General features: G+C 65.1%; 18 protein-coding genes and 1 riboswitch. Of the genes, 7 read left to right on the top strand and 11 right to left on the bottom strand.

From position 1 onward, the window contains the following. Positions 1–88 precede the first annotated feature (88 nt). Both V0R62_RS11645 and fecA read left to right on the top strand, forming a co-directional pair. Positions 89–1015, top strand: coding sequence for a FecR family protein (locus V0R62_RS11645; protein ID WP_330103824.1), 927 nt, complete (start codon positions 89–91; stop codon positions 1013–1015). 121 nt (positions 1016–1136) lie between these two features. Further along, positions 1137–3446 (top strand): TonB-dependent Fe(3+) dicitrate receptor FecA, encoded by a 2310-nt coding sequence (gene fecA, locus V0R62_RS11640; protein ID WP_330103823.1) that lies wholly within the window; start codon positions 1137–1139, stop codon positions 3444–3446. A 182-nt stretch (positions 3447–3628) separates the two neighbouring features. On the opposite strand, the gene V0R62_RS11635 is transcribed toward fecA, so the two are convergent. Together V0R62_RS11635 and V0R62_RS11630 are read right to left on the bottom strand one after the other, a co-directional pair. Beyond that, positions 3629–4111: a glutathione peroxidase gene (locus tag V0R62_RS11635; protein WP_203650605.1), complete on the bottom strand. Its 483-nt coding sequence runs from the start codon at positions 4109–4111 to the stop codon at positions 3629–3631. A 146-nt stretch (positions 4112–4257) separates the two neighbouring features. Beyond that, positions 4258–4743 (bottom strand): FKBP-type peptidyl-prolyl cis-trans isomerase, encoded by a 486-nt coding sequence (locus V0R62_RS11630; protein WP_050706853.1) that lies wholly within the window; start codon positions 4741–4743, stop codon positions 4258–4260. Here V0R62_RS11630 and V0R62_RS11625 point away from each other — a divergent pair. Further along, the gene (locus V0R62_RS11625) at positions 4742–5044 is read left to right on the top strand and encodes a DUF3565 domain-containing protein (RefSeq protein ID WP_330103826.1); all 303 of its coding nucleotides are present in this window, start codon (positions 4742–4744) and stop codon (positions 5042–5044) included. The genes V0R62_RS11630 and V0R62_RS11625 overlap by 2 nt on opposite strands. A gap of 32 nt (positions 5045–5076) precedes the next feature. Beyond that, positions 5077–7167, top strand: a complete 2091-nt coding sequence (gene pta, locus V0R62_RS11620) for a phosphate acetyltransferase (RefSeq protein ID WP_330103822.1) — start codon at positions 5077–5079, stop codon at positions 7165–7167. 71 nt (positions 7168–7238) lie between these two features. On the opposite strand, the gene V0R62_RS11615 is transcribed toward pta, so the two are convergent. From V0R62_RS11615 to V0R62_RS11580, 8 genes are all read right to left on the bottom strand, one after another. Then, entirely contained in the window at positions 7239–7958 is a 720-nt protein-coding gene (locus V0R62_RS11615) for an OmpA family protein (RefSeq protein ID WP_330103821.1), read from the bottom strand. Positions 7959–8053: 95 nt separating this feature from the next. Then, on the bottom strand, positions 8054–8698 hold the full coding sequence (locus V0R62_RS11610; RefSeq protein ID WP_330103820.1) for an MBL fold metallo-hydrolase: 645 nt from the start codon (positions 8696–8698) through the stop codon (positions 8054–8056). A gap of 105 nt (positions 8699–8803) precedes the next feature. Continuing rightward, complete coding sequence (locus tag V0R62_RS11605) at positions 8804–9496, bottom strand: sensor histidine kinase (RefSeq protein WP_330103819.1); 693 nt, start codon at positions 9494–9496, stop codon at positions 8804–8806. Then, complete coding sequence (locus V0R62_RS11600; protein WP_330103818.1) at positions 9493–11100, bottom strand: response regulator; 1608 nt, start codon at positions 11098–11100, stop codon at positions 9493–9495. The genes V0R62_RS11605 and V0R62_RS11600 overlap by 4 nt, the downstream gene beginning before the upstream one ends. Before the next feature lie 157 nt (positions 11101–11257). Beyond that, positions 11258–13975 carry a LuxR C-terminal-related transcriptional regulator gene (locus V0R62_RS11595; RefSeq protein WP_330103817.1) on the bottom strand — a complete coding sequence of 906 codons (2718 nt, stop codon included), beginning with the start codon at positions 13973–13975 and terminating at the stop codon, positions 11258–11260. A gap of 441 nt (positions 13976–14416) precedes the next feature. Beyond that, on the bottom strand, positions 14417–15781 hold the full coding sequence (locus V0R62_RS11590) for a DUF1329 domain-containing protein (RefSeq protein ID WP_330103816.1): 1365 nt from the start codon (positions 15779–15781) through the stop codon (positions 14417–14419). Between the two features lie 25 nt (positions 15782–15806). Then, positions 15807–17693, bottom strand: a complete 1887-nt coding sequence (locus tag V0R62_RS11585; RefSeq protein WP_330103815.1) for a DUF1302 domain-containing protein — start codon at positions 17691–17693, stop codon at positions 15807–15809. A 331-nt stretch (positions 17694–18024) separates the two neighbouring features. Then, the gene (locus V0R62_RS11580) at positions 18025–19707 is read right to left on the bottom strand and encodes a fatty acid--CoA ligase (RefSeq protein WP_330103814.1); all 1683 of its coding nucleotides are present in this window, start codon (positions 19705–19707) and stop codon (positions 18025–18027) included. 190 nt (positions 19708–19897) lie between these two features. Here V0R62_RS11580 and V0R62_RS11575 point away from each other — a divergent pair, with 190 nt between their 5' ends. From V0R62_RS11575 to V0R62_RS11565, 3 genes are all read left to right on the top strand, one after another. Beyond that, complete coding sequence (locus tag V0R62_RS11575; protein WP_330103813.1) at positions 19898–20863, top strand: 2-hydroxyacid dehydrogenase; 966 nt, start codon at positions 19898–19900, stop codon at positions 20861–20863. A 51-nt stretch (positions 20864–20914) separates the two neighbouring features. Beyond that, the gene (locus V0R62_RS11570; RefSeq protein WP_330103812.1) at positions 20915–21913 is read left to right on the top strand and encodes a class I SAM-dependent methyltransferase; all 999 of its coding nucleotides are present in this window, start codon (positions 20915–20917) and stop codon (positions 21911–21913) included. A 38-nt stretch (positions 21914–21951) separates the two neighbouring features. Continuing rightward, positions 21952–22073: riboswitch (yybP-ykoY riboswitch) on the top strand. Positions 22074–22163: 90 nt separating this feature from the next. Next, entirely contained in the window at positions 22164–22748 is a 585-nt protein-coding gene (locus tag V0R62_RS11565; RefSeq protein WP_177330817.1) for a TMEM165/GDT1 family protein, read from the top strand. Between the two features lie 72 nt (positions 22749–22820). Here V0R62_RS11565 and V0R62_RS11560 read toward each other — a convergent pair whose 3' ends face one another. Continuing rightward, on the bottom strand, positions 22821–23636 hold the full coding sequence (locus V0R62_RS11560) for a M48 family metallopeptidase (protein WP_050703754.1): 816 nt from the start codon (positions 23634–23636) through the stop codon (positions 22821–22823). Positions 23637–23715 lie beyond the last annotated feature (79 nt).

Genomic DNA, 23715 nt, shown 5'->3' with positions numbered 1-23715 from the left:
GCGGCCTTGTGTCGCGAAAGGGTCGCAAAGCGACCCCGGCAAATCCAAGCCGGACGCCAATTCTCAATACGCTGAAAGGGCTGGCCCCGTGAACGCAGCCTTTTCCTCGCAGATCGCCGAACAGGCGGTGCACTGGCTGATCGAGTCGCAGAGCGACGACTTCGACCAGCACCAGGCCCTGGAGCGCTGGCTGCAGGCCGACAGCGAACACCAGCGAGCCTGGGCTCATATCCAGCAGGTCAACCAGCGCCTGCGCGGCGTCGCCGCCCCGGTGGTCCACGCCACGCTGCAGGCGCCGCCTTCGCCGGCCAGGCGTCGCGCCCTCAAGGCGTTGCTGCTGGCAGGAGTGGCGAGTGCCGCCGGGCTGGGCCTGCACCCGCACAATCCACTGCCCGGACTGATGGCCGACTACCGCAGCCCAATCGGTCAGCGCCGCCGCCTGACCCTCGACGACGGCAGCCAGTTGCACCTGAACACCCGCAGCGCCGCCGACGTGCGCTTCGACGGCCGGCAGCGCCTGGTGCGCTTGCAGGAAGGCGAGCTGCTGCTCGAGGTGATTAACGATCCACGGCCACTGCGCCTGGCCACGGCCCAGGGCGAACTGCATCTGGAAAGCGGACGCTTCGACGTCCGTCAGTTCGACGGTTTCAGCTTGGTGTCGGTGTTCAGCGGCAGCGCCAGCGTGGCCGGCACACCGCTGCTGGCCGGGCATCAGGCACGTTTCGCGCAAGGCGGCTGGCAGGCAATCGCACCGCTGGACCCTAACCGGGCGGCCTGGGTGGAGGGCATGCTGGTGGTGTCACAGATGCGCCTGGGTGACTTTCTCGCCGAGCTGTCGCGGTATCGACTCGGGCAGTTGAGATGCAGTGAGCGGGTGGCCGATTTACGGATTTCCGGATCGTATCCGCTGGCAGACAGTGAGCGGATCCTGGAGATGCTGGAAGTGACGCTGCCGGTGAAGGTGCGGCGGTTCACCCGTTACTGGGTGTCGCTCGAGGCCGCGTCAACGGGCTGAGAGTCAAGCCCGCTCCCACGAATCCCGACTCCAACCCGATTTTATTTCATTTCTGTTGAGCCATTTCCCGACCCTCGCGTGACAGAGAAGACAGAACCCCTTGTCACAGGACCTCCGTCACATGCCCCTGCGCCTCAGCCCCCTCGCCTACGCCCTGATCCTCGCCGCCCCGCTCGCCCTGGCCGGCGAGCCTCGCGCCTACCACATCGCGCCAGGAACCCTGGAACAGGCCCTGAACCAGTTCGGGCGCGAAAGCGGCGCGCTGATCTCGTTCAGCCCTGGCCTGACCCAGGGCCTTAGCAGCCCCGGCCTGGAAGGCCAGTACGAGGTCGGCCAGGGGCTCGATGCCCTGCTGCGCGGCAGCGGCCTGCAGGCGCGCCAGGAAACCGACAACGGCTACAGCCTGCAACCGCTGCCGGCCATGGGCAGCAATGCCCCGATCGAGCTGGGCGCCTCGACCGTGGTCGGCGACTGGCTGGCCGAGGCCCGCCAGGACAACGTCTTCGAGCACCCCGGCGCCCGCGATGTGGTGCGCCGCGAGGAATTCGAACGCAGCGGCGCCAGCAGTGCCCGCGAAGTGCTCAACCGCATCCCTGGCGTCAACGCCCCGGAAAACAACGGCACCGGCAGCCACGACCTGGCACTGAACTTCGGCATCCGTGGCCTGAACCCGCGCCTGGCCTCGCGCTCCACCGTGCTGATGGACGGCATCCCGGTGCCCTTCGCCCCCTACGGCCAGCCGCAGCTGTCGCTGGCGCCGATCAGCCTGGGCAACATGGATGCCGTGGACGTGGTGCGCGGCGGCGGCGCGGTGCGCTACGGGCCGCAGAACGTCGGCGGCATCGTCAACTTCGTCACCCGCGCCATCCCCGAAGAAGCCACCTTCAAGGCGGCGATGCAGAACCAGATCAGCCCGTCGTCCAGCCAGGATGGCCTGAAGAACAGCGCCAACCTGCTGATCGGCGGCACCAATGCCAACGGCCTGGGCGGCGCCCTGCTCTACTCCGGCACCCGCGGCAGCGACTGGCGCGAACACAGCGACACGCAGATCGACGACCTGATGCTCAAGGGCAAGCTGCAGTTGGACGAAGCCAACAGCCTGCACGCCATGGCCCAGTACTACGAGGGCGAGGCCGAGATGCCCGGCGGCCTGAGCACCGCCGACTTCGACGCCGACCCGTACCAGTCGACCCGCCTGAAGGACAAGTTCTGGGGCCGTCGCACCCTGTTCAACCTGGGCTACGACTACAAGCAGGACGACCGCCAGTTCAGCGTCAACAGCTTCTTCACCAAGACCCTGCGCAGCGGCTACCTTGACCAGGGCAGCTTCGTCTCGCTGTCGCCACGCGAGTACTGGGTACGCGGCATCGAGACCCGCTTCTCGCAGGGCCTGGCCCTGGGCGACAGCTGGCACGAACTGGGCATCGGCTACCGCTACGTCAACGAGGCCGGGCATGAACTGCGCTACCGCGAGCCGGTCAACGGCGCCCTGCCGACCACCGCCAGCCGCAACGACCGCGACACCCGCGGCAGCACCGAAGCCCATGCCATCTACCTGGATGATCGCATCGACATCGGCCGCTGGACCATCACCCCGGGCATCCGCTACGAGATGATCGACTCCGAGCAGAGCAACAAGCTCAACGGCCAGCAGTACCAGGGCAGCTACAACACCGCCCTGCCCGCGCTGAACGTGATGTACCACCTCACCGACAACTGGAATCTCTACGCCAACACCGAAGGCTCGTTCGGCAGCGTGCAGTACAGCCAGATGCCCAACCGCGTCAGCAGCGGCGAAGTGAAGCCGGAGAAAGCGCGCACCTGGGAAGTCGGCACCCGCTACGACAATGGCGACCTGCAGGCCGAAATCGGCGCCTTCCTGATCAACTTCGACAACCAGTACGAAAGCAACCAGACCAACGACTCGGTGATCGCCCGCGGCGAAACCCGCCACCAGGGCATCGAGACCAGCGTGCGCTACGCCCTCGACGGCCTGAGCCCGGCCCTGGCCGGTTTCGACGTGCACGCCGGCTACGCCTTCGTCGATGCAACCATCCGCGAGGACGGCCCGAACAAGGGCAACCAGGTACCGTTCTCGTCCCGCCACAAGGGCACGCTGGGGATCGGCTACACCGAAGGCCCGTGGCAGTTGAACCTGGACAGCAGCTTCCAGAGCAGCCAGTACGCCGACAACGCCAACACCGCCAGCGAGAGCGCCGACGGCAGCACCGGGCGCATCCCCGGCTACATGCTGGTCAGCACCCGCGCCGGCTATGACTTCGGCCCTGCGCTTTCGAACCTGAAGGTGGCGGTGGGGGTGAAGAACCTGTTCAACCGCGAGTACTACACCCGCTCGTTCGACGACAACAACAAGGGCAAGTACGTGGGTGAACCGCGGACGTTGTATGTGCAGACGTCGGTAGCGTTCTGACGGCCTAGGGCAGAGGTGGATGACGCCGTTCCCTCTGTAGGAGCAGCCTTGTGCCGCGAAAGGGCCGCGAAGCGGCCCCGGCAATATTGGCTGCGTAGCTGAAATCCTGGGGCTGCTACGCAGCCCTTTCCGGCCGGTCCGACGCCTCGGCAAGGCCGCTCCTACAGGGGTGTGGGTACAGATCAGCCCAGCGCCTTCTCGATCGCCTGCACCACGGTCGGATCATCCGGCGCCGTCCGCGGGGCGAAACGCGCCAATACACGGCCATCCTTGCCAACCAGGAACTTCTCGAAGTTCCAGGTGATGTCACCGGGGAACTCGGCCCCTTCACCCGCCAGCAGGCGATACAGCGAATGACGCTGCGGCCCGTTGACCTCGAGCTTGGCGCCCAGCGGGAAGCTCACCCCATAGTTGAGGCTGCAGAATTCCTGGATTTCCTTCTCGCTGCCAGGTTCCTGGCCGGCGAACTGGTTGCACGGCAGGCCCAGCACATTGAAACCCTTGTCCCGGTAATCCTGATACAGGTTCTCCAGGGCCTTGTACTGCGGCGTCAGCCCGCACTTGGAGGCGACATTGACCACCAGCACCACCTGGCCCTTGAACGGGGCCAGCGGCAGGTCCTCGCCGTTCAACGCCTTCAACGTCAGGTCGTGAAATGCACTCATGATGAAATCCCCTCTCAGGTTCCCGATTGCCGCTGGGGCGAATCCCGCCCACTAAAAAGGCGCGCGGCCAAACCGTCCACCCTCCTGAGGAGGGCAAGTCCGGCTTGCCCGAGCGCCTGGCGACTCTCTGAGCTTAGCGCAGAAAATCAGTGGTGATGGCCACCTTCACCGTGGATGTGACGGTGAGCGATTTCTTCTTCGCTGGCGTCACGCACGTCGACGACCTTGACCTTGAAGTTCAGGCGCTGGCCAGCCAGCGGGTGGTTGCCGTCGACGGTCACGTCGTCGCCGTCGATGTCGCGGATGGTGACGATCTGCATCTGGCCGTCCGGCGCCGAAGCGTGGAACTGCATGCCGACTTCCAGTTGGTCGACGCCTTCGAACATGCTGCGGTTCAGGGTGCTGACCAGTTCGGCCGAGTACTCGCCGTAGGCTTCTTCCGGCTCGATGGCAACGGTCAGTTCGTCACCGGCCTGCTTGCCTTCCAGGGCTTTTTCCAGGCCCGGGATGATGTTGGCGGCACCGTGCAGGTAGACCAGCGGCGCACCACCGGCGGAGCTGTCGATGACCTCACCTGCGTCGTTGGTGAGGGTATAGTCGATGGAGACAGCCTTGTTGGCGGCGATCAGCATGGGGCAAGACCTTTTGCAAAAGAATGTAGAACGGACAAGTGTAACCAACGCATCGACCGATTGCGAACGCGACTCGGACCAAGGGCCGCCCATCAGTCGGATCACTGGTTTCCATCTCGACGAGGAGGGGCATTGGGTGGTCGAGCTGTCCTGCGGCCATACCCAGCACCTGCGCCACCAGCCGCCGTGGCAGGCGCGGCCCTGGGTGCTCGATGCCGACGAACGCGCCCGGCGCGTCGGCCAGGTATTCACCTGCGGCTGGTGCGCGCAGGGGGCGGTTAGCGATACCCTTGGCCGCTGACTTCCTTGCACCGCTTATTTCGAGAAGCACGCATGCAGACATTTTTCATCGCGCCAACCGACTTCGGTGTCGGCCTGACCTCCATCAGCCTGGGCCTGGTCCGCACCCTGGAGCGCGCCGGGCTCAAGGTCGGCTTCTTCAAGCCGATCGCCCAGCCGCACCCCGGCGACACCGGCCCGGAGCGTTCCAGCGAACTGGTCGCCCGCACCCACGGCATCAAGCCGCCCACTCCGCTGAGCCTGGGGCATGTCGAGCGCATGCTCGGTGACGGCCAGCTCGACGAGCTGCTCGAGGAAATCATCCGCCTCTACCAACAGGCCTGCGTCGGCAAGGACGTGGTGGTGGTCGAGGGCATGGTGCCGACCCGCCATGCCAGCTATGCCGCCCGGGTCAACCTGCACCTGGCCAAGAGCCTGGACGCCGAGGTGATCCTGGTATCGGCGCCAGAGAACGAGGTACTGAGCGAGCTGTCCGGCCGTGTCGAGCTGCAGGCCCAGTTGTTCGGTGGCCCGCGCGACCCGAAGGTGCTCGGCGTGATCCTCAACAAGGTGCGCACCGACGAAAGCATGGCCGACTTCGCCACGCGCCTGCGCGAGCATTCGCCGCTGCTGCGCGGCAACGACTTCCGCCTGCTCGGCTGCATTCCCTATCAGGCCGAGCTCAACGCCCCGCGAACCCGCGACGTGGCCGAGCTGCTCGGCGCCCAGGTGCTCAACGCCGGCGACTACGACCAGCGGCGCATGAGCAAGATCATCATCTGCGCCCGCACCGTGGCCAACACCGTGCCGCTGCTGACCTCCGGCACCCTGGTGGTGACGCCGGGCGATCGCGACGACATCATCCTCGCCGTGTGCATGGCCGCGATCAACGGCGTGCCCCTGGCCGGCCTGTTGCTGACCAGCGACAGCAAGCCCGACCCGCGCATCCTTGAGCTGTGCCGTGGTGCTCTGCAGGCCGGCCTGCCGATCCTGTCGGTGAGCACCGGCTCCTATGACACCGCCAACCAGCTCAACTCGCTGAACCGCGAGATCCCGGTGGACGACCGCGAGCGCGCCGAGTTCATCACCGACTTCGTCGCCAGCCAGCTGGACGCCGCCTGGCTGCACCAGCGTTGCGGCACGCCACGGGAACTGCGCCTGTCGCCGGCGGTGTTCCGCTACCAGTTGATCCAGCGCGCCCAGCAGGCCAACAAGCGCATCGTCCTGCCCGAGGGCGCCGAGCCCCTGCTGGTGCAGGCCGCCGCCCTGTGCCAGGCCCGTGGCATCGCCCGCTGCGTGCTGCTGGCCAAGCCCGAGGACGTGCAGGCCGTGGCCCGCGCCCAGGGCATCAGCCTGCCGCCGGACCTGGAGGTGCTCGACCCCGAGCTGATCCGTGGCCGTTATGTCGAACCGATGGTCGAGCTGCGCAAGAGCAAGAACCTCAACGCGCCGATGGCCGAGCAGCAACTCGAGGACCCGGTGGTGATCGCCACCATGATGCTCGCCCTGGGCGAAGTCGATGGCCTGGTCTCGGGCCTGGTGCACTCTACCGCCAACACCATTCGCCCGGCCTTGCAACTGATCAAGACCGCGCCGGGCAGCAGCCTGGTGTCGTCGGTGTTCTTCATGCTGTTCCCCGACCAGGTGCTGGTCTACGGCGACTGCGTGATGAACCCGCATCCCAGTGCCGCCGAGCTGGCCGAGATCGCCCGGCAGAGCGCCGAGTCGGCAGAGTCGTTTGGCATCGCGCCACGGGTGGCAATGCTCAGCTACTCCAGCGATTCGGCGGCCAGTGACGAAGAAGTGGAAAAAGTGCGCGAAGCCACGCGCCTGGCGCAGCAGGCCGAACACGACCTGGTGATCGACGGGCCGCTGCAGTACGACGCCGCCGCCAACCCCGAGATCGCCCGCCAGCTTGCGCCGTCGAGCCCGGTAGCGGGGCGCGCCACGGTGTTCGTGTTCCCCGACCTGAACACCGGCAACACCACCCACAAGGCGGTGCAGCGCAGCGCCGACTGCGTCAGCCTGGGGCCGATGCTGCAAGGGCTGCGCAAGCCGGTCAACGACCTGCCCCGTGGGGCGCAGGTAGACGATATCGTGCATACCATCGCGTTGACGGCCATCCAGGCCAGTACCGTGCGCTAGAAAGCATCGCGGGGCAAGTCGCATCGGTGCGCCGATGCGACTTGCCCCGCGATCGGTTTCAGCCCAGCGTGTTAGGGGTACTGTTGAACAGTGCCCTGCTGGTCATACTGCTGACCCGGAATCGGCTTCAGGTTGACCTCGACGCGGCGGTTCTGCGCGCGCCCATTGGCGTCGGCGTTGCTGGCGATCGGTTGGTCCGGGCCCATGCCACGCACGCTGACCCGCGACGAATCCACGCCCTGGGAAGTCAGGTAGGTGCTGACCGCCTGGGCACGGCGCTGCGACAGGTCCATGTTGTGCTGGCGGCTACCAGTGCTATCGGTGAAGCCCACCACCTCGATGGTGTTCTGGTTGAACTGCCTGAACGAGTTGGCCAGGTTATTCAGCGGCGAGTAGAAGCTTGGGGAGATATTCGCCGAATCAGTGGCGAAGGTGATGTTGCCCGGCATGATCAGCTTGATCTGATCGCCCTGGCGCTGCACCTCGACGCCGGTGTTGGCCATCTTGGCCCGCAACTCGGCTTCCTGCTTGTCGGCGTAGTAGCCGTAGCCGGCGGCGGCGGCGCCCACCGCGGCGGCGCCGATCAGCGCGCCCTTGCCGCGGTTGTTGTGATCGATGGCGGCACCGGCGATGGCGCCGGCCAGCGCGCCCAGGCCACCGTACTTGGCGGTCTTGCTCATCCCTGTGGAGCCTTGCGCTTGGCCCTGGTTGTCATACGGGTTGGGGCTGGCACAACCGGACATCAGGGCGGCGGCGGTAGCGACGATAATCAGACGACGCATGGTGAACATGGACAAGCTCCTACTGAAATTCAAAAGTGCAGCGGATCGCCTACGGATCTATGCCAGCCTTGGATTGCAGCGCAGCGGAAAAATTCCATGAAACCTCAGGCGCGCACGAACGGATTCTCGCGCATCTCGTCGCCGAGGCGGGTTTCCGGGCCATGGCCGGTCACCACGATGGCTTCCTCATCCAGGCGGTACAGCCGTTCCTTGATGGAACGAACGATAGCCCGCTGATCGCCACCCCACAAATCGGTGCGCCCGACGCCGCGGCGGAACAGGGTATCGCCAGCGATCAGCAGCTTGTGCTCGGCGAACCAGAAACTCATCGAGCCCGGCGTATGCCCTGGAGTATGCAACGCCACGCCGCAGCCGCAGGCCAGCGCTTCGTCGTCGCTCAGCCAGCGATCCGGCGACGGCACCGGGGTGTAGGGCATGCCGAACATCTGGCACTGCATTTCCAGGTTTTCCCACAGCGGCTGGTCGGCCTTGTGCAAGTGCAGCGTGGCACCGGTCAGTTCCTTGAGCTTGCCCGAGGCGAGGAAATGGTCGAAGTGGGCATGGGTGTGGATGATGCTCACCAGGGTCAGGCCATGGTGCTGCAGGCGGGCGAGGATCTTCTGCTCATCCCCGCCCGGGTCGACGACGATGGCCTTCTTGCTGAGCGGATCGCCGATCAGGGTGCAGTTGCACTGCAGCGGGCCGACGGGGAAGGTTTCGCGGATGAGGGTTGATGGTAGAACGTTCATTATTGGCCTGGCGAAATCACGGATGTCCGACAAGACTATCGCCAGGCTTGCGGTATGCCAACTCGTGATCAAAGCCTCTGAAAGAGCTGACGAACGCGGCAAATCTCAAGGCAGGTACAACCGGAACAACCCGCCCCCCAGCGTCCCGCCGTTGGCGATCTCGATCCGCCCGCGTACCCCGTTGCGCTCGTGCAGCCCGGCAATCCGCGCGGCGAAGTACAGCCCCAGCCCGGTGCTGCCGCTCTGCGAATCGATGCCCTGCACATAGTCGTGCTGGCGTTCGAGCATGCGCTGTGGATAACCGGCGCCGTCGTCGTTGACGCTGATCACCAGTTGCTCGCCCTCTTCCTCGATACTGATCAGCAGGGCATGGCCGGCATAGCGGATGGCGTTGGTGAGCACATTGGCCACCACCGAGGCGACCAGTTCGCGGTCGAAGAAGCCCAGAGGACTCTCGGTCTCGATGCGCCAGGTGGCGAGGATGTCGCGGTGCTTGATCACGTCTTCCTGAGCCGCCAGCTGCGCCTCGATGAAGTCGTCCAGCTCGTGGTAGTCCGGGCAGATGGGCAGCTGGTTGACGCCCAGCTTGTACAGCCCCAGCAACTGCACGAGCATGCCGTTCAGGTGGCTGAGCTCATGCTCCACCACGCCCTGCTCGGTGCCGCCGCGCAGCTCTTCGGGCAGGCGCGCCAGCCATTGGCTGTGGGCATGGGTGAGCGCCGAGAGGGAGTTTTTCAGGTCGTGCACGGTGGAGGCGATCACCGTGGAGAAGTCCAGTCCCTGGTTGTCCTGATTCATGCGCCGAAGACCCGGATGTGCAGTTTGCGGTAGCGATCATAGCGACTGTCGCTGGCGGGAATGCCGGCCACGCTGGTGAGGCAGTCGCGGCACTCCTGCATCAGTGCCGGCGGTGGTGTCTCGCCGCCGATGCGCAGCAGGGCCTGGGCGGTGTTCAGGGCAATGCTGATGTTTTTCGGTTGCAGCGACAGCGCCTTGCGGAACATGCCCAGCGCTTCATTGAGCTGACCACCCTGGTAGCTGCGCACACCCTGGCGGTTGAGGTCCACGGCTTCGGTCACTGCCCCCAGCACCAGCGGATCGTCGGTGAGCTTGGCGACGCTCTGCATGACCTTGGGGTCGTCGCCGTAGGTTTCCACGCAACCTTTGAGAATCGAGGTACCCGCCGCATCCTGGCCGAGTTGCTGAAGTTGCTTGGCCACCGTCAGCGCCGCCTCCACCGAGAAGAACTGGTCCATCTTCTCCAGGCGCAGCATGGCCTGCTCGGTGAGCTTGGCGGCGGTTTCCGCATCGCCGGCCTGCTGCAGGCTGGCAGCCTTCATCAACCGTGCGCGCACCTGCAGGCCCTGGTCCTCGACGTTTTCCTTGGCCACCTCGCTGAGCACGGTGTTGATCTCGACCCGTGTACGGGCATCGAGCCCGTTGCCACTGTTCTTGTTCATCAACGCCTGGACCAGACCCAGATTGCTCTCGGCGTCCTTGTAGCGCGAACTCTGCCCCTGGTTCACCGCATGGCGATAGGCCTTGGAGGCGCTTTCGAAGTCGGCATTGTCCAGCGCCAGCTTGCCCAGCGCGGCCTGACGGCGCACGGCGAGTGGCGACAGGCGTACCGCCTCCTCGAGCATGTGCTGGGCACGCCGGGTCTCGCCTTGGGCCACCAGCACCTCGGCCATGCCATCGTACAGGTTGGGCATGATCGGGAAGGCCTTGAGGGCCTGCTCATAGACCCCCTGGGCCTGGGCGTTCTGCCCGCGCTTGTGCAGCAGGCTGCCGAGCGCCGCGTAGACCCAGGGCTGCGGACGGCTGGCGAGGATGTTCTTGAGAAACTTCTCCAGCTCCTCGAAACGATTGAGGTCACGCAGGGCGTCGGCACGGTAACGCAGGCACAGCGGGGCGAAACGCGGGTCCTTCTTGCACAGCTCGGCGCAGGCGGCGAGTACTTCGGCCGGGCGACTGCGGTCAAGGGCCTGGAGGATCGGCTTGAGCAGCGTCTTGCGCTGGGTCAGTTTCTCCAGGCGCTGGGCCAGGCCGACGCGGTTGAAAGGCTTGGTCAGGTAGGCATCGGGCTCGTGCTCGATGGCGCTGAGCACGATGGACTGGCTGCTTTCGGCGGTGACCATGATGAACACACATTCATGGCTGATCAGCTTGTCGAGGATCAGGTCCTCGAGCACCTGCTGGCCGTTCTTCTTGCCGTCACCCAGGTGGAAGTCCTGGAGGATGAAGTCATAGCGCTTCTGCCCGCACATGCGCAGCGCCTGTTCGCCACTGTCGGCGGTGTCGACGTCGCGCACGCCCAGCTCGCGAAGCATCGAACGGGTCGAGGTGCGGAAGTCGGTGAAGTCGTCGACGATCAGAAAGCTTTTTTGCCCATACTGCAGCATCAACACGACCTGTATTGAAAGAAGTGGAAAGTGGCGCGTGGCGATGCATACCGCCGAAATCTGTATCGGCAGCGGGTCGGGAAAGATGAGCCCGGAAAGATGATGCTGCAAGGCGGCCTTATGCCATTATCTTAACGGCCAAGCCCGCTCCAGGCCACTAGACCAGCAAACCGAGAGACTTGGCCCTTGCCACCGCCTGGGTGCGACGCTCCACCCCAAGCTTGCTGTTGATATGGCTGGCGTGGGTCTTGACCGTGTGCAGGGAGATGAACAGGCGCTCGCTGATCTGCTGGTTGGAACAGCCCTGGGCGATCAGCTCCAGTACGGCGAACTCGCGGCTGCTCAAGGTCTCGGTAGCGCCGACCCCAGCAATCTGGGCTTGTGGCAGATGGGTCAGCAAATCGCTCTGGACCGGACAGACCGCACGCCCTGCCAACTGCTCCCGCAGCCAGTGAGGATGTTCTTCGATCAAGCGCTGGAAGGCCTGCAGGGCGCCACCCTGTGCCGCCTCCAGTGCCTGCGTCAACAGCCTGCTCGCTTCGGCTTCGCGCCCTTCGACCAGCAGCAAGGCGATCAATTGGCACTGCGCGCTCACCACCAGCGTCATGCCACCGCTGGCCAACCCCCGCTCGACCAGCGTGCGCAGTCGCGCTTCGGCTTCAATGGGGCGGGCCAGGACCCGCTCCAGCAAGGCTTGCTGCAACTCGATATGCAAAGGCAACAGCGGGTGGAACTCCGGCGCCGCCGCGGGCTGTTCGCCACCGTAGGTCTGCCCCAGGCGCAACAGCCAGGACTCTGCCAGGTCCGTGCGCCCCTGGGCCAGCCAGAGCTCGCACTTCACCAGGGTGATCATGGCCAGGTAGAAGATTGGCGGTACGTCCCAGATATGCATCAGCCGCTCCGCCTCGGCCAATTCAGAGAATGCCTCGGCAAAACGCCCTTCGCGACCGTCCAGCGAGGCGATCACGCAATGCCCGATCAGCACACTGATATCGCGGCAGCTGCGCGCCTCGCTGAGCCCTGCACGCAAGCGCGCACGGCCTGGGCCGCAGTGCAGGCGGGCCGCCAGCAAGTAACCCTCGTACAAGGTCAGGCGCGCGCGCACGGCATACAGGCGCTGCCCCGAAAGGCCCTGCAACCGCTGCAATCCCTGGCGCACTTCATCCAGGGCACGCAGCACCTCGCCACGGGCGTGCAGCACCCGCGCCCGATCGTAATGGGCCAGGGCCTCGAACAGCGGGTTGCCGACCCGTTGCGCCAGCTCGAGGGCCTCGCGGTTCCAACCTCGCGCCCGCCAGAAATCGCCATCGGCGATGGCCAGGTTCGACAGGGTCGACAGGCACACCAGCCGTTGGCCGTAGCGCTTGTTTGGCAGGCTCTGCAGCGCCTCGCCACAGTAGGCGAGTGTTCGCTCACGATCGCCGCGACCACGGGCGATGACCCCGCTCAGGGCCAGCCACTGGGCCAGCATCGACTTCTGCGCCGTGGCCGACGGCGCGGGCAGGAAGCGGCTGAGGTAGGCCGCCAGCTCCTCGGCGGCATCCAGCTGGCAGGCAAGGCCCAAGGCCCAGCTGTAAAGGACAATCAGCCTGGGCGTGCTGATCAACAGGCTGTCGGGCAGGTCCATCTTCCAGCGCAGCAGCATGCCGACATTCTGCTCCGCCAGCAGTTGCTCCTCGGACAGGCTCTGCACCAGGTCCGCCGCCACGTCCAGATGGCCCGCGCGCAGGGCCTGCTCCACCGCCTCGTCCAGCAGGCCCTGCCCTTCAAACCAACGGCAGGCGCGCAGGTGCAGCCCCGCCAGCGGCTCGCTGGCCTGCCGACTGCGCAGCAGATCGGAGAACAGGTGGTGATAGCGGAACCACAGCCCATGCTCGTCGAGCGGCACCAGGAACACCTGGTGGGCCTGCAGGTAACGCAGGATCTCGGCGCTGTCATGACGCTCGCGCAGGGCGTCGCAGAGTTCGGCGCAGAAACGCTCCTGACAGGCGGTATCGTAGAGAAACGCCTGCACGGGGGCCGGCAGGATGTCGATCACCTCCTCCAGCAGGTAATCGCGGATCAACCCTTCGCCGCCATGCAGCGCCTGGGGCAAGGCGTGGTCCTCGCCGGACTCGCTGGCCGCCAGTTGCCAGAAACGCAGCCCCGCCACCCAACCGTCGCTGCGCTGGATCAGGTTGTCCAGGGCCTGGCCACGCAAGCCGGTGGGCTGGCGGCCGATCACGGCAAGCGCTTCATCGGGAGTCAGGCGCAGGTCCTGCTCGTTGAGCTCGACCAGCTGACGCGACAGGCGCAGGCGTGCCAGGTGCCAGTCGGGCCGCTGGCGGCTGGTAACCAGCAGGACCAACCCGGCTGGCAGGTGGTTGAGGAAAAATTGCAGGCAACGGTCGAGAACCGGCCCCTGGGCCAGATGGTAATCGTCCAGCACCAGCAGCAGGGGCGTGTCCGGCTGCAGGTAGAGTGCGAGCTCATCAAGCAGGCCGTCGAGCCACTCTTCGAAGGCGAAGGGCTGATGCCGCTGGCGCATCTTCAGAAGCCCCAGGGCCTGGCCGCCGAGCGCCGGACAGAACTGTTGCAAACCTTCGAGCAAGCGCTCGAGGAAGCGCCCCGGATCAGCATCGCGCTGGCTCAAGCTGAGCCAGAGGCTGCGCCAGTGGCTGGGCAGCGCCTGGCAGAACTCGATGGCCAGCGAACTCTTGCCGAACCCCGCCGGTGCGTTCACCAGCAACAGACGCCCCCCAAGGCCGCTTTGCAGGCGCTGGCACAGGCGTGCTCTGGGGACGTGTGCTTCCGGCAGCGGCGGCCGGAAGAAACGCCCATCCAGCAGGCCCAGGGCCTGGCTGGCGACTCCGTGGGTACGGGACAGGTCTGTCATGGCCGGCTCGTTCTGATTGGAATAGGGCGGCGTTAGATTCAGTCCTTTCAAGGTGTTGGTAATAGGCGTCCGGCTTGGAGTTGCCGGGGCTGCTTTGCAGCCCTTTCGCGACACAAGGCCGCTCCTACAGAGGTGCGCGGTCGCCTGTAGGAGCGGCCTTGTGTCGCGAAAGGGTCGCAAAGCGACCCCGGCAATCTTGAACTGGAGCGGCCATATCCCAACAATCGCAAAAACCTTGAAAGGGATGCGCGTTACGACTTGTTGCGAGACTAGCGGCAAACGCTGCGCATTTGAAGATGATGCAGGCGCTTTGCCCTAAAAAGACTACGACAAAAAGAAACAGCGCCGACAGGTAGCCCGATCTCGCAGCCACATGAACAGAAACGCCCCGGCAAGCCGGGGCGTTCTGGGAGATCAAACGGAGTTGCGACGACCGTCAGCTCAACGCACACCTGCCTGACGCAGGGCTGCCGGCTGGAAGTCGGCCTTGCTGGCGCTGAAGCCGAAGTTGTAGGCACTCTTCTCTTCGTTCTTCATGCCCAGAGCCAGGTAACGGCCCGACTGCAGGTCGTAGATGGCCTCCAGGGTGTACCACGGCACCTGCACGTTGTAGTACGGCTGGGCGTGGGCCTCGGAAACGCGCCACAGCTGGTTGCGACCGTCGTACTGGTCGATCACCGCGGCCTGCCAGGTGTCCTCGTCGATGTAGAAGTCACGCTTGGCATAAATGTGGCGCTGGCCCGGCTTGAGGGTCGCGACCACGTGCCAGACGCGACGCAGCTCGTAGCGCGACAGGTCCTGGTTGATGTGCCCGGCCTTGATGATGTCGCTGTACTTGAGCTTCGGATCGTCCAGCTTGTAGGCGTTGGAGGCGATGTACATCTCCTTCTTGCCTTCGAGCTTCCAGTCGTAACGGTCCGGCGCGCCGTTGTACATGTCCAGGTTGTCGGAGGTGCGCAGGCCGTCGGCGGCGGTACCCGGGCCGTCGTACGACACTTGCGGCGCCTGGCGCACGCGGCGCTGGCCGGCGTTGTAGATCCACGCCTTGCGCGGTTCCTTGACCTGGTCGAGGGTCTCGTGGACCAGCAGCACGGTCCCGGCCAGACGCGCCGGGGCGGTCACTTCCTGCTTGAAGTAGAACAGGATGTTGCCCGGGTTGGCCGGATCGTAGTCCTTCATCTTGTCACGGAACACGAACTGGTCCTGGAAGTACACCAGGCTGTACGAGCCATTCTGCTGCGGGGTGGCCTGGGTGACCAGGCGGGTCACGCTGCCGCCACGGTAGCGGGTGATGTGGTTCCAGATCACCTCCAGGCCGTCCTTGGGAATCGGGAACGGGATGGCGGTGCGGAAGTTCTCCAGGCCGTTGCCGCCCGCGACCAGGGTGGTCTTGGTGGCGTTTTCCTTGATCGCCGCGAACACATCGTCCGGTACCGTGGAACCGCGGTGGGTCTTGTACACCGGGATCTTGTAGCTATCCGGGTAACGCTTGAGCATCGCCAGCTGGCCAGGCGAGAGCTTGTCCTTGTACTGGTCGGCGTTCTGCGCGGTGATGGTGAACAGCGGTTTCTCGCTGGCGTAGGGGTCGGACAGGAAGCCCTTGGCGTCGGCACTGCCGGCGCTCTTGGACAGCGGCTCCCACGGGCCGATCGAGCCATCGGCGTTACCGGCCTTCTCCGCGCCCATCGGGGTCAGAGTGGAGCCCAGCTTGGCCGCTTCGGTGGCGGAAACCGCAGCCATGACGCTGGTTGCCAGCAGGGACATGCCCAGTACACCGGCTTGCAGCAGACGTGTGGTCATTTTCATTCTGTGTCGTCCTGGATCAGATTTCTTAGAAGTTCACGCCGAAGCTGAGGGCGACGAAGTCGCGATCATCCACGGTGGTGTACTTGCCATCGAAGAAGTTGGTGTACGACAGGCTCGCCGTGTAGGTGTTCTGGTACTCGGCGTCCAGGCCAAGGCTGACCGCCTTGCGGCCTTCCTCGAAGTTGCCGCCAGGGCCCGGGGAGTAACCCGAAACGTCGTGGGACCAGGCCACGCTGGGCTTGAGGTTGACCCCTGCGAAGACGTCGTTGTAGTCCCAGATGGCGCGCGCGCGGTAGCCCCACGAGGTGCTGGTGGTGAAACCGTCACCCTCGCAATTGCGCGTCAGGTTGGCGGACGAACTGCCCAAACCGGAGCCACTGATGGTGCTGCTGTTGAGCAGGCGGCAGGCGTTGCCGGGCAGATCGCCCGGGCCGTAGACCGGATCGCGGCCATAGCGGGCCTTGTCACGGCTCTCCAGGCCACCGACATGGGTGACGCCGACTTCACCGACAAGTGTCATGCGGCTGGCGCCCATCACCTGGTCGAAGAAGTGGGTGAAGGTGGTCTGGAACTGGGTGATTTCCTTGCGTTTGTAACCGTGCAGGTCTTCCCCTGGCTGGCCGTTGAGTACCGAAGCATTGCCGAACAACGGGCCGCCCAGCGGTTTGACGCCGGCGAACAGGATGTCCGTACTGTTCAACTGCACAGGCGCGTTGGGGCGGTAGCTGATCTCGCCGCTCCAGGCGGTGCCGGTGGGCAAGGTGGTGGAGAAGCTGAGCCCGTAGAGACGGATGTCTTCCGGATACTCGACGAAGTACTGCGAGTTGCCGGCCACGATCAGCGGCGCGAGCCCCTGCAATGCCGGTGGCAGGGCAGCTGCGCGGGCAAAGGTCGCACGCGAGGCACCGGTGGCACTGAAGATCGGTGCGCGGCTGTGGTAGTTCATGAAGTACGCGCCGAACTCGGTATCCAGCGGCTCGAACATGTAGCGGAACGCGACGCCCCACTGACCACTGTCACGGGCATCTCGGTCAGCGCCACGGCGAACCAGCACGCCTTCCTCGTTGTAGTTGACACCGTTGGCGGCCAGCACGCCCCGCGCGATTGCCGGCAAGGCATTGAGGGTACGGCTGCTGTTCAGCACGCGCAGGTTGTCGGTGCAACCATCGGCAATGATGTCGGGCTGGGAGAAGAAGGTGCCGCAGTTGTCGACGACCGTCTGGTCCCATTCGATCTGGTAGAAGGCCTCGGCCGACAGGTTGTCGGTCAGGCTCTGGGAGACATAGAACATGTTGACCGGGATCAGGCCTTCCTTGATCTCGGAACCTGGACGGCGGAACGCGGACACGTCGATAGGGTTGATCGAGTTGATGCCGCCGCCGATGAAGGTGCTCTCGCCCCAGCTCACCACCTGCTTGCCCAGGCGCACCGAGCCCGGCAGGTCGGCGATGGAGTAGTTGTGATAGACGAAGGCGTCGAGCAGCTCCGCGCCCGAGGACTTGGCGCCTTCCTTGCGGCCCGAATCACTGATGTCCTTGAACTGGCGGTTTTCATCCTTGAGTTCGAAGTCGTACCAGTACTTGCCACGGACGAACACGCCGGTATCGCCGTACTTGAGCTCCAGGTCGTGGATACCCTTGAAGATCTTCGAGAAGGTCTCGCCCTTCTTGAAGTTCAGGTGACCATCGTCGGAGGTCTGCGACAGGCCGTTGCCGCCGTTGTTGACCCCGATCAGGTTCTTGTTGGGGTTGGCAGTCGACCAGCTGGCGCCAACGGAGAGCGAGGAGTCGAACTGGCCTTCGATTTCACCGATGTTGAAGCTGACAGCGAAAGCAGGACTTGCGAGCGTGGAAGCGAGGCTGACGGCCAGAGGCAGTTTCGCCCGGCGCCAGAACGGGTTTGCAGATGTCATCGACGCTACTCCATGTACTTTATTGTTATGGCAGTGAGTCCTTTCAGAAACGGCTCGAGCGCCCGGTGAAGCAGGCTCCTGCCCGTGGCGCCGCGCGTTGCCGCGTGGTGCCCTCCCCCATTCCTGAAAATCCCCTGACCCGACTATAGCCAGCGGTCACAGGTGCTTGATCCCTCTAAAGTGTGATTTGCGCGTCCTGCTTGCGGCCCACCCCGATCGGCCGGCCTGCGCGCTGGCAGAGCTCAAGCATGGCTCAATTTTTCCGTTTGACAAGGCGGCATGCTGTCTAGTCTGCGGGGTCGCGCTGAACGAAGCGCGACCCGCGCCCAGGTTACAAGGTAGAAAGGAAGGCGCTGTTACTGGCCTGCCACTGGCTGATGTCCACGCGGATGCGCTTCTTGTCGAGCTTGCCGACGCTGGTCTTGGGAATTTCAGTAACAAGGGCGATCTGGCTGGGAATCGCCCACTTGTTGATGTGTCCCTGCTCGACGAAAGGCTTGAGATGTTCCTTGAGTGCGCGCGCATCGATGCTCTGCCCCTCGCGCACCACCAGCAGCGCGAACGGGCGCTCGCCCCACTGCGGATCGGGCACTCCGACCACCGCGACCTCGCGGACCGCCGGGTGGCGGCTGACCAGGTCTTCCAGATCGAGCGAGGAAATCCATTCGCCACCGGTCTTGATCACGTCCTTGATGCGGTCGCGGATGTCGATGAACCCCATGCCGTCCAGCGTGGCGACATCGCCGGTGTGCAGCCAGCCGCCCTGCCAGAGCTCCTCGCCCTTCTCCGGCTCGCGGAAGTAGCCCATGGTCAGCCAGGGCGCGCGCAGTACCAGCTCGCCCTGGGTTTCGCCATCGGCGGGCAGGAAGTTGCCATTGCCATCGACGATGGCGGCCTCGACCAAGGGCACCGGCACGCCGGCCTTGATCCGGTAGCTGGTGCGCTCATCCTCGCTACCGGCCTGCAGCTCGTCGTTCAGGTGCGCGGCACTGATCAGCGGGCAGGTTTCCGACATGCCGTAGGCGGCGGTGAGCTGGATGCCCCGGGCCAGCGCCGCCTGGTACAGGGCACGGTTGAGCGCGCTGCCGCCAATGATGATCTTCCAGCCGCCGAAATCCTGCCCGGCCGCCGAAGGGCAGTTGAGCAGCATCTGCAGGATGGTCGGCACGCAGTGGGAAAAGGTGACCTTTTCCTCGCGCCACAGCCTGATCAGCATGTCCGGCTCATAGCGCCCCGGGTAGACCTGCTTGATCCCCATCATGGTCGCCGCGTAGGGGATGCCCCAGGCGTGCACGTGGAACATCGGCGTGATTGGCATGTAGACGTCGTTGCTGCTCAGCAGCCTGACGCTGTCCAGACTGCCCAGCACCGAGGTCTCGGCCAGGGTGTGCAGCACCAGCTGGCGATGGGTGAAGTACACCCCCTTGGGGTTGCCGGTGGTGCCGGTGGTGTAGAACGTCGTGGCCACCGAGTTCTCGTCGAAATCGGGGAAATCGTACTGCGGGCTGGCCGCGGCCAGCAGTTGCTCGTACTCGCCCACCAGGCTCGGCAGGTCGGCGGTCTTGTCCGGGCCGTCGGTCAGCAGCACGGTCTTGTCGACCGTGGTCAGCTGCCCGGCAATGGCCTGGTAGAGACCGATGAAATCTCTGTTGACCAGCACGAAGCGGTCTTCGGCGTGGTTCATGGTGTAGAGGATCTGCTCGGGCGACAGGCGCACGTTGATGGTGTGTACCACCGCGCCGATCATCGGGATGGCGAACATGCACTCCAGGTAACGGTGACTGTCCCAGTCCATTACCGCCACGGTGTCACCGGCCTTCACACCGGCCGCGGTCAACACGTTGGCCAGGCGGGCGATGCGTTCGTTGAGCTGCGGGTAGGTGAGGCGGATCTGGTCGCGGTAGACGATCTCGCGGGTCTTCTCGTAGCGGCTGCCGGACATCAGCAGGCGCTTGATCAGCAACGGGTATTCGTAGGCGCCCTCGGCGGGCTTGATGATGCGAGTCTGCAACATGGGTATCCCTTTTCTTCAATACGGGCAGAACGGTTCAAGAATTCACTGTAGTTCGGTGACGCACCGGTCAAATCAGCCGAAGGAATGATTTGCGCCCTCAAGGTATGAGTGCGGATGGCACCGTTGACGAATGGCGCCGGCGGACCAGACACTGCGTCGATGCCCTGCCGCCCCACCACCGGAGCCCCTGATGCCCAGCCCACGCCGCGCCGTGTTTCTCGATCACCAGTCACTGGATCTAGGTGACCTCGACCTTTCGCCGCTGCAGTCGCAGTTCGAAGAACTGCAGCTGTACGCCGCCACCACTGCCGATCAGGTCGCGGAACGCCTGCAAGGCACCACGGCGGTGATCAGCAACAAGGTGATGCTCGACGCCGCCACGCTGGCCGCCGCCCCTGACCTCAAGCTGATCCTGGTGGCCGCCACCGGCACCAACAATGTCGACCTGGCCGCCGCCCGCGCCCTGGGCATCACCGTGTGCAACTGCCAGGGCTACGGCACGCCGTCGGTGGCCCAGCACACCCTGGCCCTGCTGCTGGCCCTGGCCACGCGCCTGTGCGACTACAACCAGGCGGTGAAGGCCGGGCAATGGGCCAAGGCCAGCCAGTTCTGCCTGCTGGACTTCCCCATCGTCGAACTGGAAGGCAAGACCCTCGGCCTGCTCGGCCATGGCGAGCTGGGTGGTGCGGTGGCGCACCTGGCCGAGGCGTTCGGCATGCGCGTGCTGAGCGGGCAGATTCCCGGTCGACCACCCCGGGCCGATCGCCTGCCACTGGACGAACTGCTGCCGCAGGTCGATGCCCTGACCCTGCACTGCCCGCTCAACGAGCAGACCCGGCACATGATCGGCGCCAACGAACTGGCCCTGCTCAAGCCGGGCGCGCTGGTGGTCAACACCGCCCGCGGCGGGCTGATCGACGAACAGGCCCTGGCCGATGCCCTGCGTAGCGGCCACCTGGGCGGCGCCGCCACCGATGTGCTGAGCGTCGAGCCGCCGGCCAAGGGCAACCCGCTGCTGGCGGCGGACATCCCGCGCCTGATCATCACCCCGCACAGCGCCTGGGGCGCGGTGCAGGCGCGCCAGCGCATCGTCGGCCAACTGGCCGAAAACGCCCAGGCCTACTTCGCCGGCCAGCCGCGGCGAGTGGTCGGCTGATCCGCCGACGCCTCTGCTACACTGCGCCACTTTTTTCAGGAGGCGTCGTCCATGGACCCGCGCAGTGAAGTGTTGCTCCGCCAGGCGGAACTGTTCCAAGGCCCGCTGCTGATCGCCGGCACCCAGGCCGACGGCCTGCTCGGCCAGCTGCCCGGCGCCCATGGCTGGACCTGGCATGCCGGCGACCAGGCGCTGCTCGAGGCTCGTTTTGCCGGACGCAGCCACTATGGTGTCGAGGTACCCGATGTGGCGTTCGACGCCGCCGTGCTGTTCCTGCCCAAGTCCCGCGAGCTGGCAGCCTACCTGCTCAACGCCCTGGCCTCGCGCCTGGGCGGTCGCGCGCTGTACCTGGTGGGGGAAAAGCGCGGCGGCATCGAAGGCGCGGCCAAGCTGCTGCAGGCGTTCGGCAAACCGCGCAAGCTCGACAGCGCCAGGCACTGCCAGCTGTGGCAGGTGACCGTGGACAACGCTCCCGAAGCCACACCGCTGGAAAGCCTGGCCGAACGCTTCGAACTGCCGCTGGAAGATGGTCCGCTGCAGGTCATCAGCCTGCCCGGGGTGTTCAGCCATGGGCGCCTGGACAAGGGCACCGCGCTGCTGCTGGAACACCTCGACGGCCTGCCCGGCGGCCATGTCCTGGACTTCGGCTGCGGCGCCGGCGTGCTTGGCGCCACGATCAAGCGCCGTTATCCGCAGAGCCGGGTCACCTTGCTCGATGTCGATGCCTTCGCGGTCGCGGCCAGCCGCCTGACCCTGGCGGCCAACGGCCTGGAAGGCGAGGTGATCAGCGGCGACGGCATCGATGCCGCACCGTCCGATCTTGACCTGATCCTGAGCAATCCGCCGTTCCACACCGGTGTGCACACCGACTACCAGGCATCGGAAAACCTGCTGAAAAAATCAGGCGAACATCTGCGAAAAGGTGGCGAAATACGCCTGGTAGCCAACAGCTTCCTGCGCTACCAGCCGCTGATCGAAGGCGCCCTGGGCAATTGTGAAATCCGCGCCGAGGCACAAGGTTTTCGCATCTACCGGGCGACCCGCGGCTAAAAACAGGGCTTGCCGAAAGCGTTTCGCCTAGGCAGAATCCGCTCCGTCCTAGGGGAGTAGTCTCCCGCGAGCGCCCTGCTCGCCCGGTACGCGTCAACACACTTGGCCCACAGGCCATGGCGCGTGCGACCCACGATCTGCGCAGACAGGTCCAGGGTTTGACAAGACCTATGACACGCACACCTTACCCGGGGCGGGAAGGCTGTACGTGTCATAGCCGTGTCGACCCGCCCCCGTAGGAATCCTGATGCTGGAATCGTTACTCGTCCCCACCGCCATCGTTGCCCTCGCCGAAATCGGCGACAAGACGCAATTGCTTGCGCTCATCCTCGCTGCACGCTTTCGCAAGCCTTGGCCGATCATTGCCGGGATCGTCGCCGCGACCCTGGCCAACCATGCCGCCGCCGGTGCCGTGGGCGCCTGGGTCAGCGGTTTCTTCAGCGAGTCGGTGCTGCACTGGATTCTTGCCGCGAGCTTTACCGCCACCGCGCTGTGGACGCTGGTACCGGACAAGATGGACGATGATGAAACCAGCAATGCGCGCCGCTTCGGGCCGTTCGTCACCACGCTGATCGCGTTCTTCCTCGCCGAGATCGGCGACAAGACCCAGGTGGCCACGGTGATGCTGGCCGCCCAGTATCCGCACCTGATCATGGTGATCATCGGCACCACCCTGGGCATGCTGATCGCCAACGTGCCGGTGGTCCTGGCGGGCAACTTCGCGGCGGAGAAACTGCCGCTGACGCTGATCCGTCGCCTGGCGGCGACCGCGTTCATCGTGCTGGCCATCGTCGCGGTGTATTCGGCGATGAAGACCAGTGGCTGGATTGGCTGATCGCACAGGGAACATTACCCCTGTGGGAGCGGCGGCGCGCCACTCCCACGTTTTGCATGAAACCCCGGCGGCTTACTTCTTGGCCGCTTGATACAACGGCATCACCTTCGGAATCGCCGCCTGCAACGAGGCGATCCGGCTGCTCGACGCCGGGTGGGTGCTCATGAACTCCGGCGGCGCGCCCTCGGACGCCTGGCTCATCTTGTTCCACAGGGTGATCGCGGCGTTCGGGTCGTAGCCGGCGCGGGCCGACAGCTCGAGGCCGATCAGGTCGGCTTCGTTCTCGTTGGCCCGGCTGTTGGGCAGGGTCATGGCGTAGTTCACCACGGTGTCGGCCATGGCCATGCTGTCCTGGCCCAGACCGAAGATCGCGCCGGCACCCTGGCGGGCCATTTCCACGCCATAGGCCTTGGACATGGCTTCACGGCTGTGCTCGCGCAGGGCGTGGGCGATCTCGTGCCCCACCACCGCGGCGATCTCGGCGTCGGTCAGCTTGAGCTGATCGATCAGGCCGGTATAGACGATGATCTTGCCGCCCGGACCGCAGTTGGCGTTGAGCTCGTCGCTCTTGATCACGTTGACTTCCCAGTTCCACTGCGCGGCATCCGGCCGGAACTGTGGCGCCTGGGCAATCAGGCGCTTGGCGATGGCCTGCACGCGCTTGGCATCATTGCTGCTCTTGTCCAGCACGCCCTTGCTCGACGCCTCGCCGAGGGTCTGCTGGTAGGACTGGGCGTACATCTGGTTGACCTCATCGGTCGAGAGCATGCTGAACATGTACTGCTGGCGCTGGACGCCCACGGCACCGCCACTGGTGGTATTGACCGCCTGGCAGCCGCCGAGCAGGACGCTGGCCGTCAGCATGCTGACAACGAATGACTTACGCATGAAAACACTCCCTATTTACGTGCCGCGTATCCTAGGCCCAGACGCCCGCCCCTGCCAGAGCCACAGGTAAGATTTCTGA

This window comes from Pseudomonas carassii (genome assembly GCF_036324045.1).
GTDB lineage: Bacteria > Pseudomonadota > Gammaproteobacteria > Pseudomonadales > Pseudomonadaceae > Aquipseudomonas > Aquipseudomonas peradeniyensis.
The sequence above is the reverse complement of the archived record's forward strand: the minus strand, read 5'-3'. Positions and strand labels throughout refer to the sequence as shown.

Bases quoted from the DNA above. Each gene is read 5' to 3' on its own strand.
- fecA (WP_330103823.1), top strand. From the start codon at position 1,137: ATGCCCCTGCGCCTCAGCCCCCTCGCCTACGCCCTGATCCTCGCCGCC.
- V0R62_RS11635 (WP_203650605.1), bottom strand. From the start codon at position 4,111: ATGAGTGCATTTCACGACCTGACGTTGAAGGCGTTGAACGGCGAGGAC.
- V0R62_RS11610 (WP_330103820.1), bottom strand. From the start codon at position 8,698: ATGAACGTTCTACCATCAACCCTCATCCGCGAAACCTTCCCCGTCGGC.
- V0R62_RS11600 (WP_330103818.1), bottom strand. From the start codon at position 11,100: ATGCTGCAGTATGGGCAAAAAAGCTTTCTGATCGTCGACGACTTCACC.
- V0R62_RS11580 (WP_330103814.1), bottom strand. From the start codon at position 19,707: ATGTTGCAGACTCGCATCATCAAGCCCGCCGAGGGCGCCTACGAATAC.
- V0R62_RS11615 (WP_330103821.1), bottom strand. From the start codon at position 7,958: ATGTTCACCATGCGTCGTCTGATTATCGTCGCTACCGCCGCCGCCCTG.
- pta (WP_330103822.1), top strand. From the start codon at position 5,077: ATGCAGACATTTTTCATCGCGCCAACCGACTTCGGTGTCGGCCTGACC.
- V0R62_RS11570 (WP_330103812.1), top strand. From the start codon at position 20,915: ATGGACCCGCGCAGTGAAGTGTTGCTCCGCCAGGCGGAACTGTTCCAA.
- V0R62_RS11595 (WP_330103817.1), bottom strand. From the start codon at position 13,975: ATGACAGACCTGTCCCGTACCCACGGAGTCGCCAGCCAGGCCCTGGGC.
- V0R62_RS11605 (WP_330103819.1), bottom strand. From the start codon at position 9,496: ATGAATCAGGACAACCAGGGACTGGACTTCTCCACGGTGATCGCCTCC.
- V0R62_RS11625 (WP_330103826.1), top strand. From the start codon at position 4,742: ATGGGGCAAGACCTTTTGCAAAAGAATGTAGAACGGACAAGTGTAACC.
- V0R62_RS11630 (WP_050706853.1), bottom strand. From the start codon at position 4,743: ATGCTGATCGCCGCCAACAAGGCTGTCTCCATCGACTATACCCTCACC.
- V0R62_RS11560 (WP_050703754.1), bottom strand. From the start codon at position 23,636: ATGCGTAAGTCATTCGTTGTCAGCATGCTGACGGCCAGCGTCCTGCTC.
- V0R62_RS11575 (WP_330103813.1), top strand. From the start codon at position 19,898: ATGCCCAGCCCACGCCGCGCCGTGTTTCTCGATCACCAGTCACTGGAT.
- V0R62_RS11590 (WP_330103816.1), bottom strand. From the start codon at position 15,781: ATGAAAATGACCACACGTCTGCTGCAAGCCGGTGTACTGGGCATGTCC.
- V0R62_RS11585 (WP_330103815.1), bottom strand. From the start codon at position 17,693: ATGACATCTGCAAACCCGTTCTGGCGCCGGGCGAAACTGCCTCTGGCC.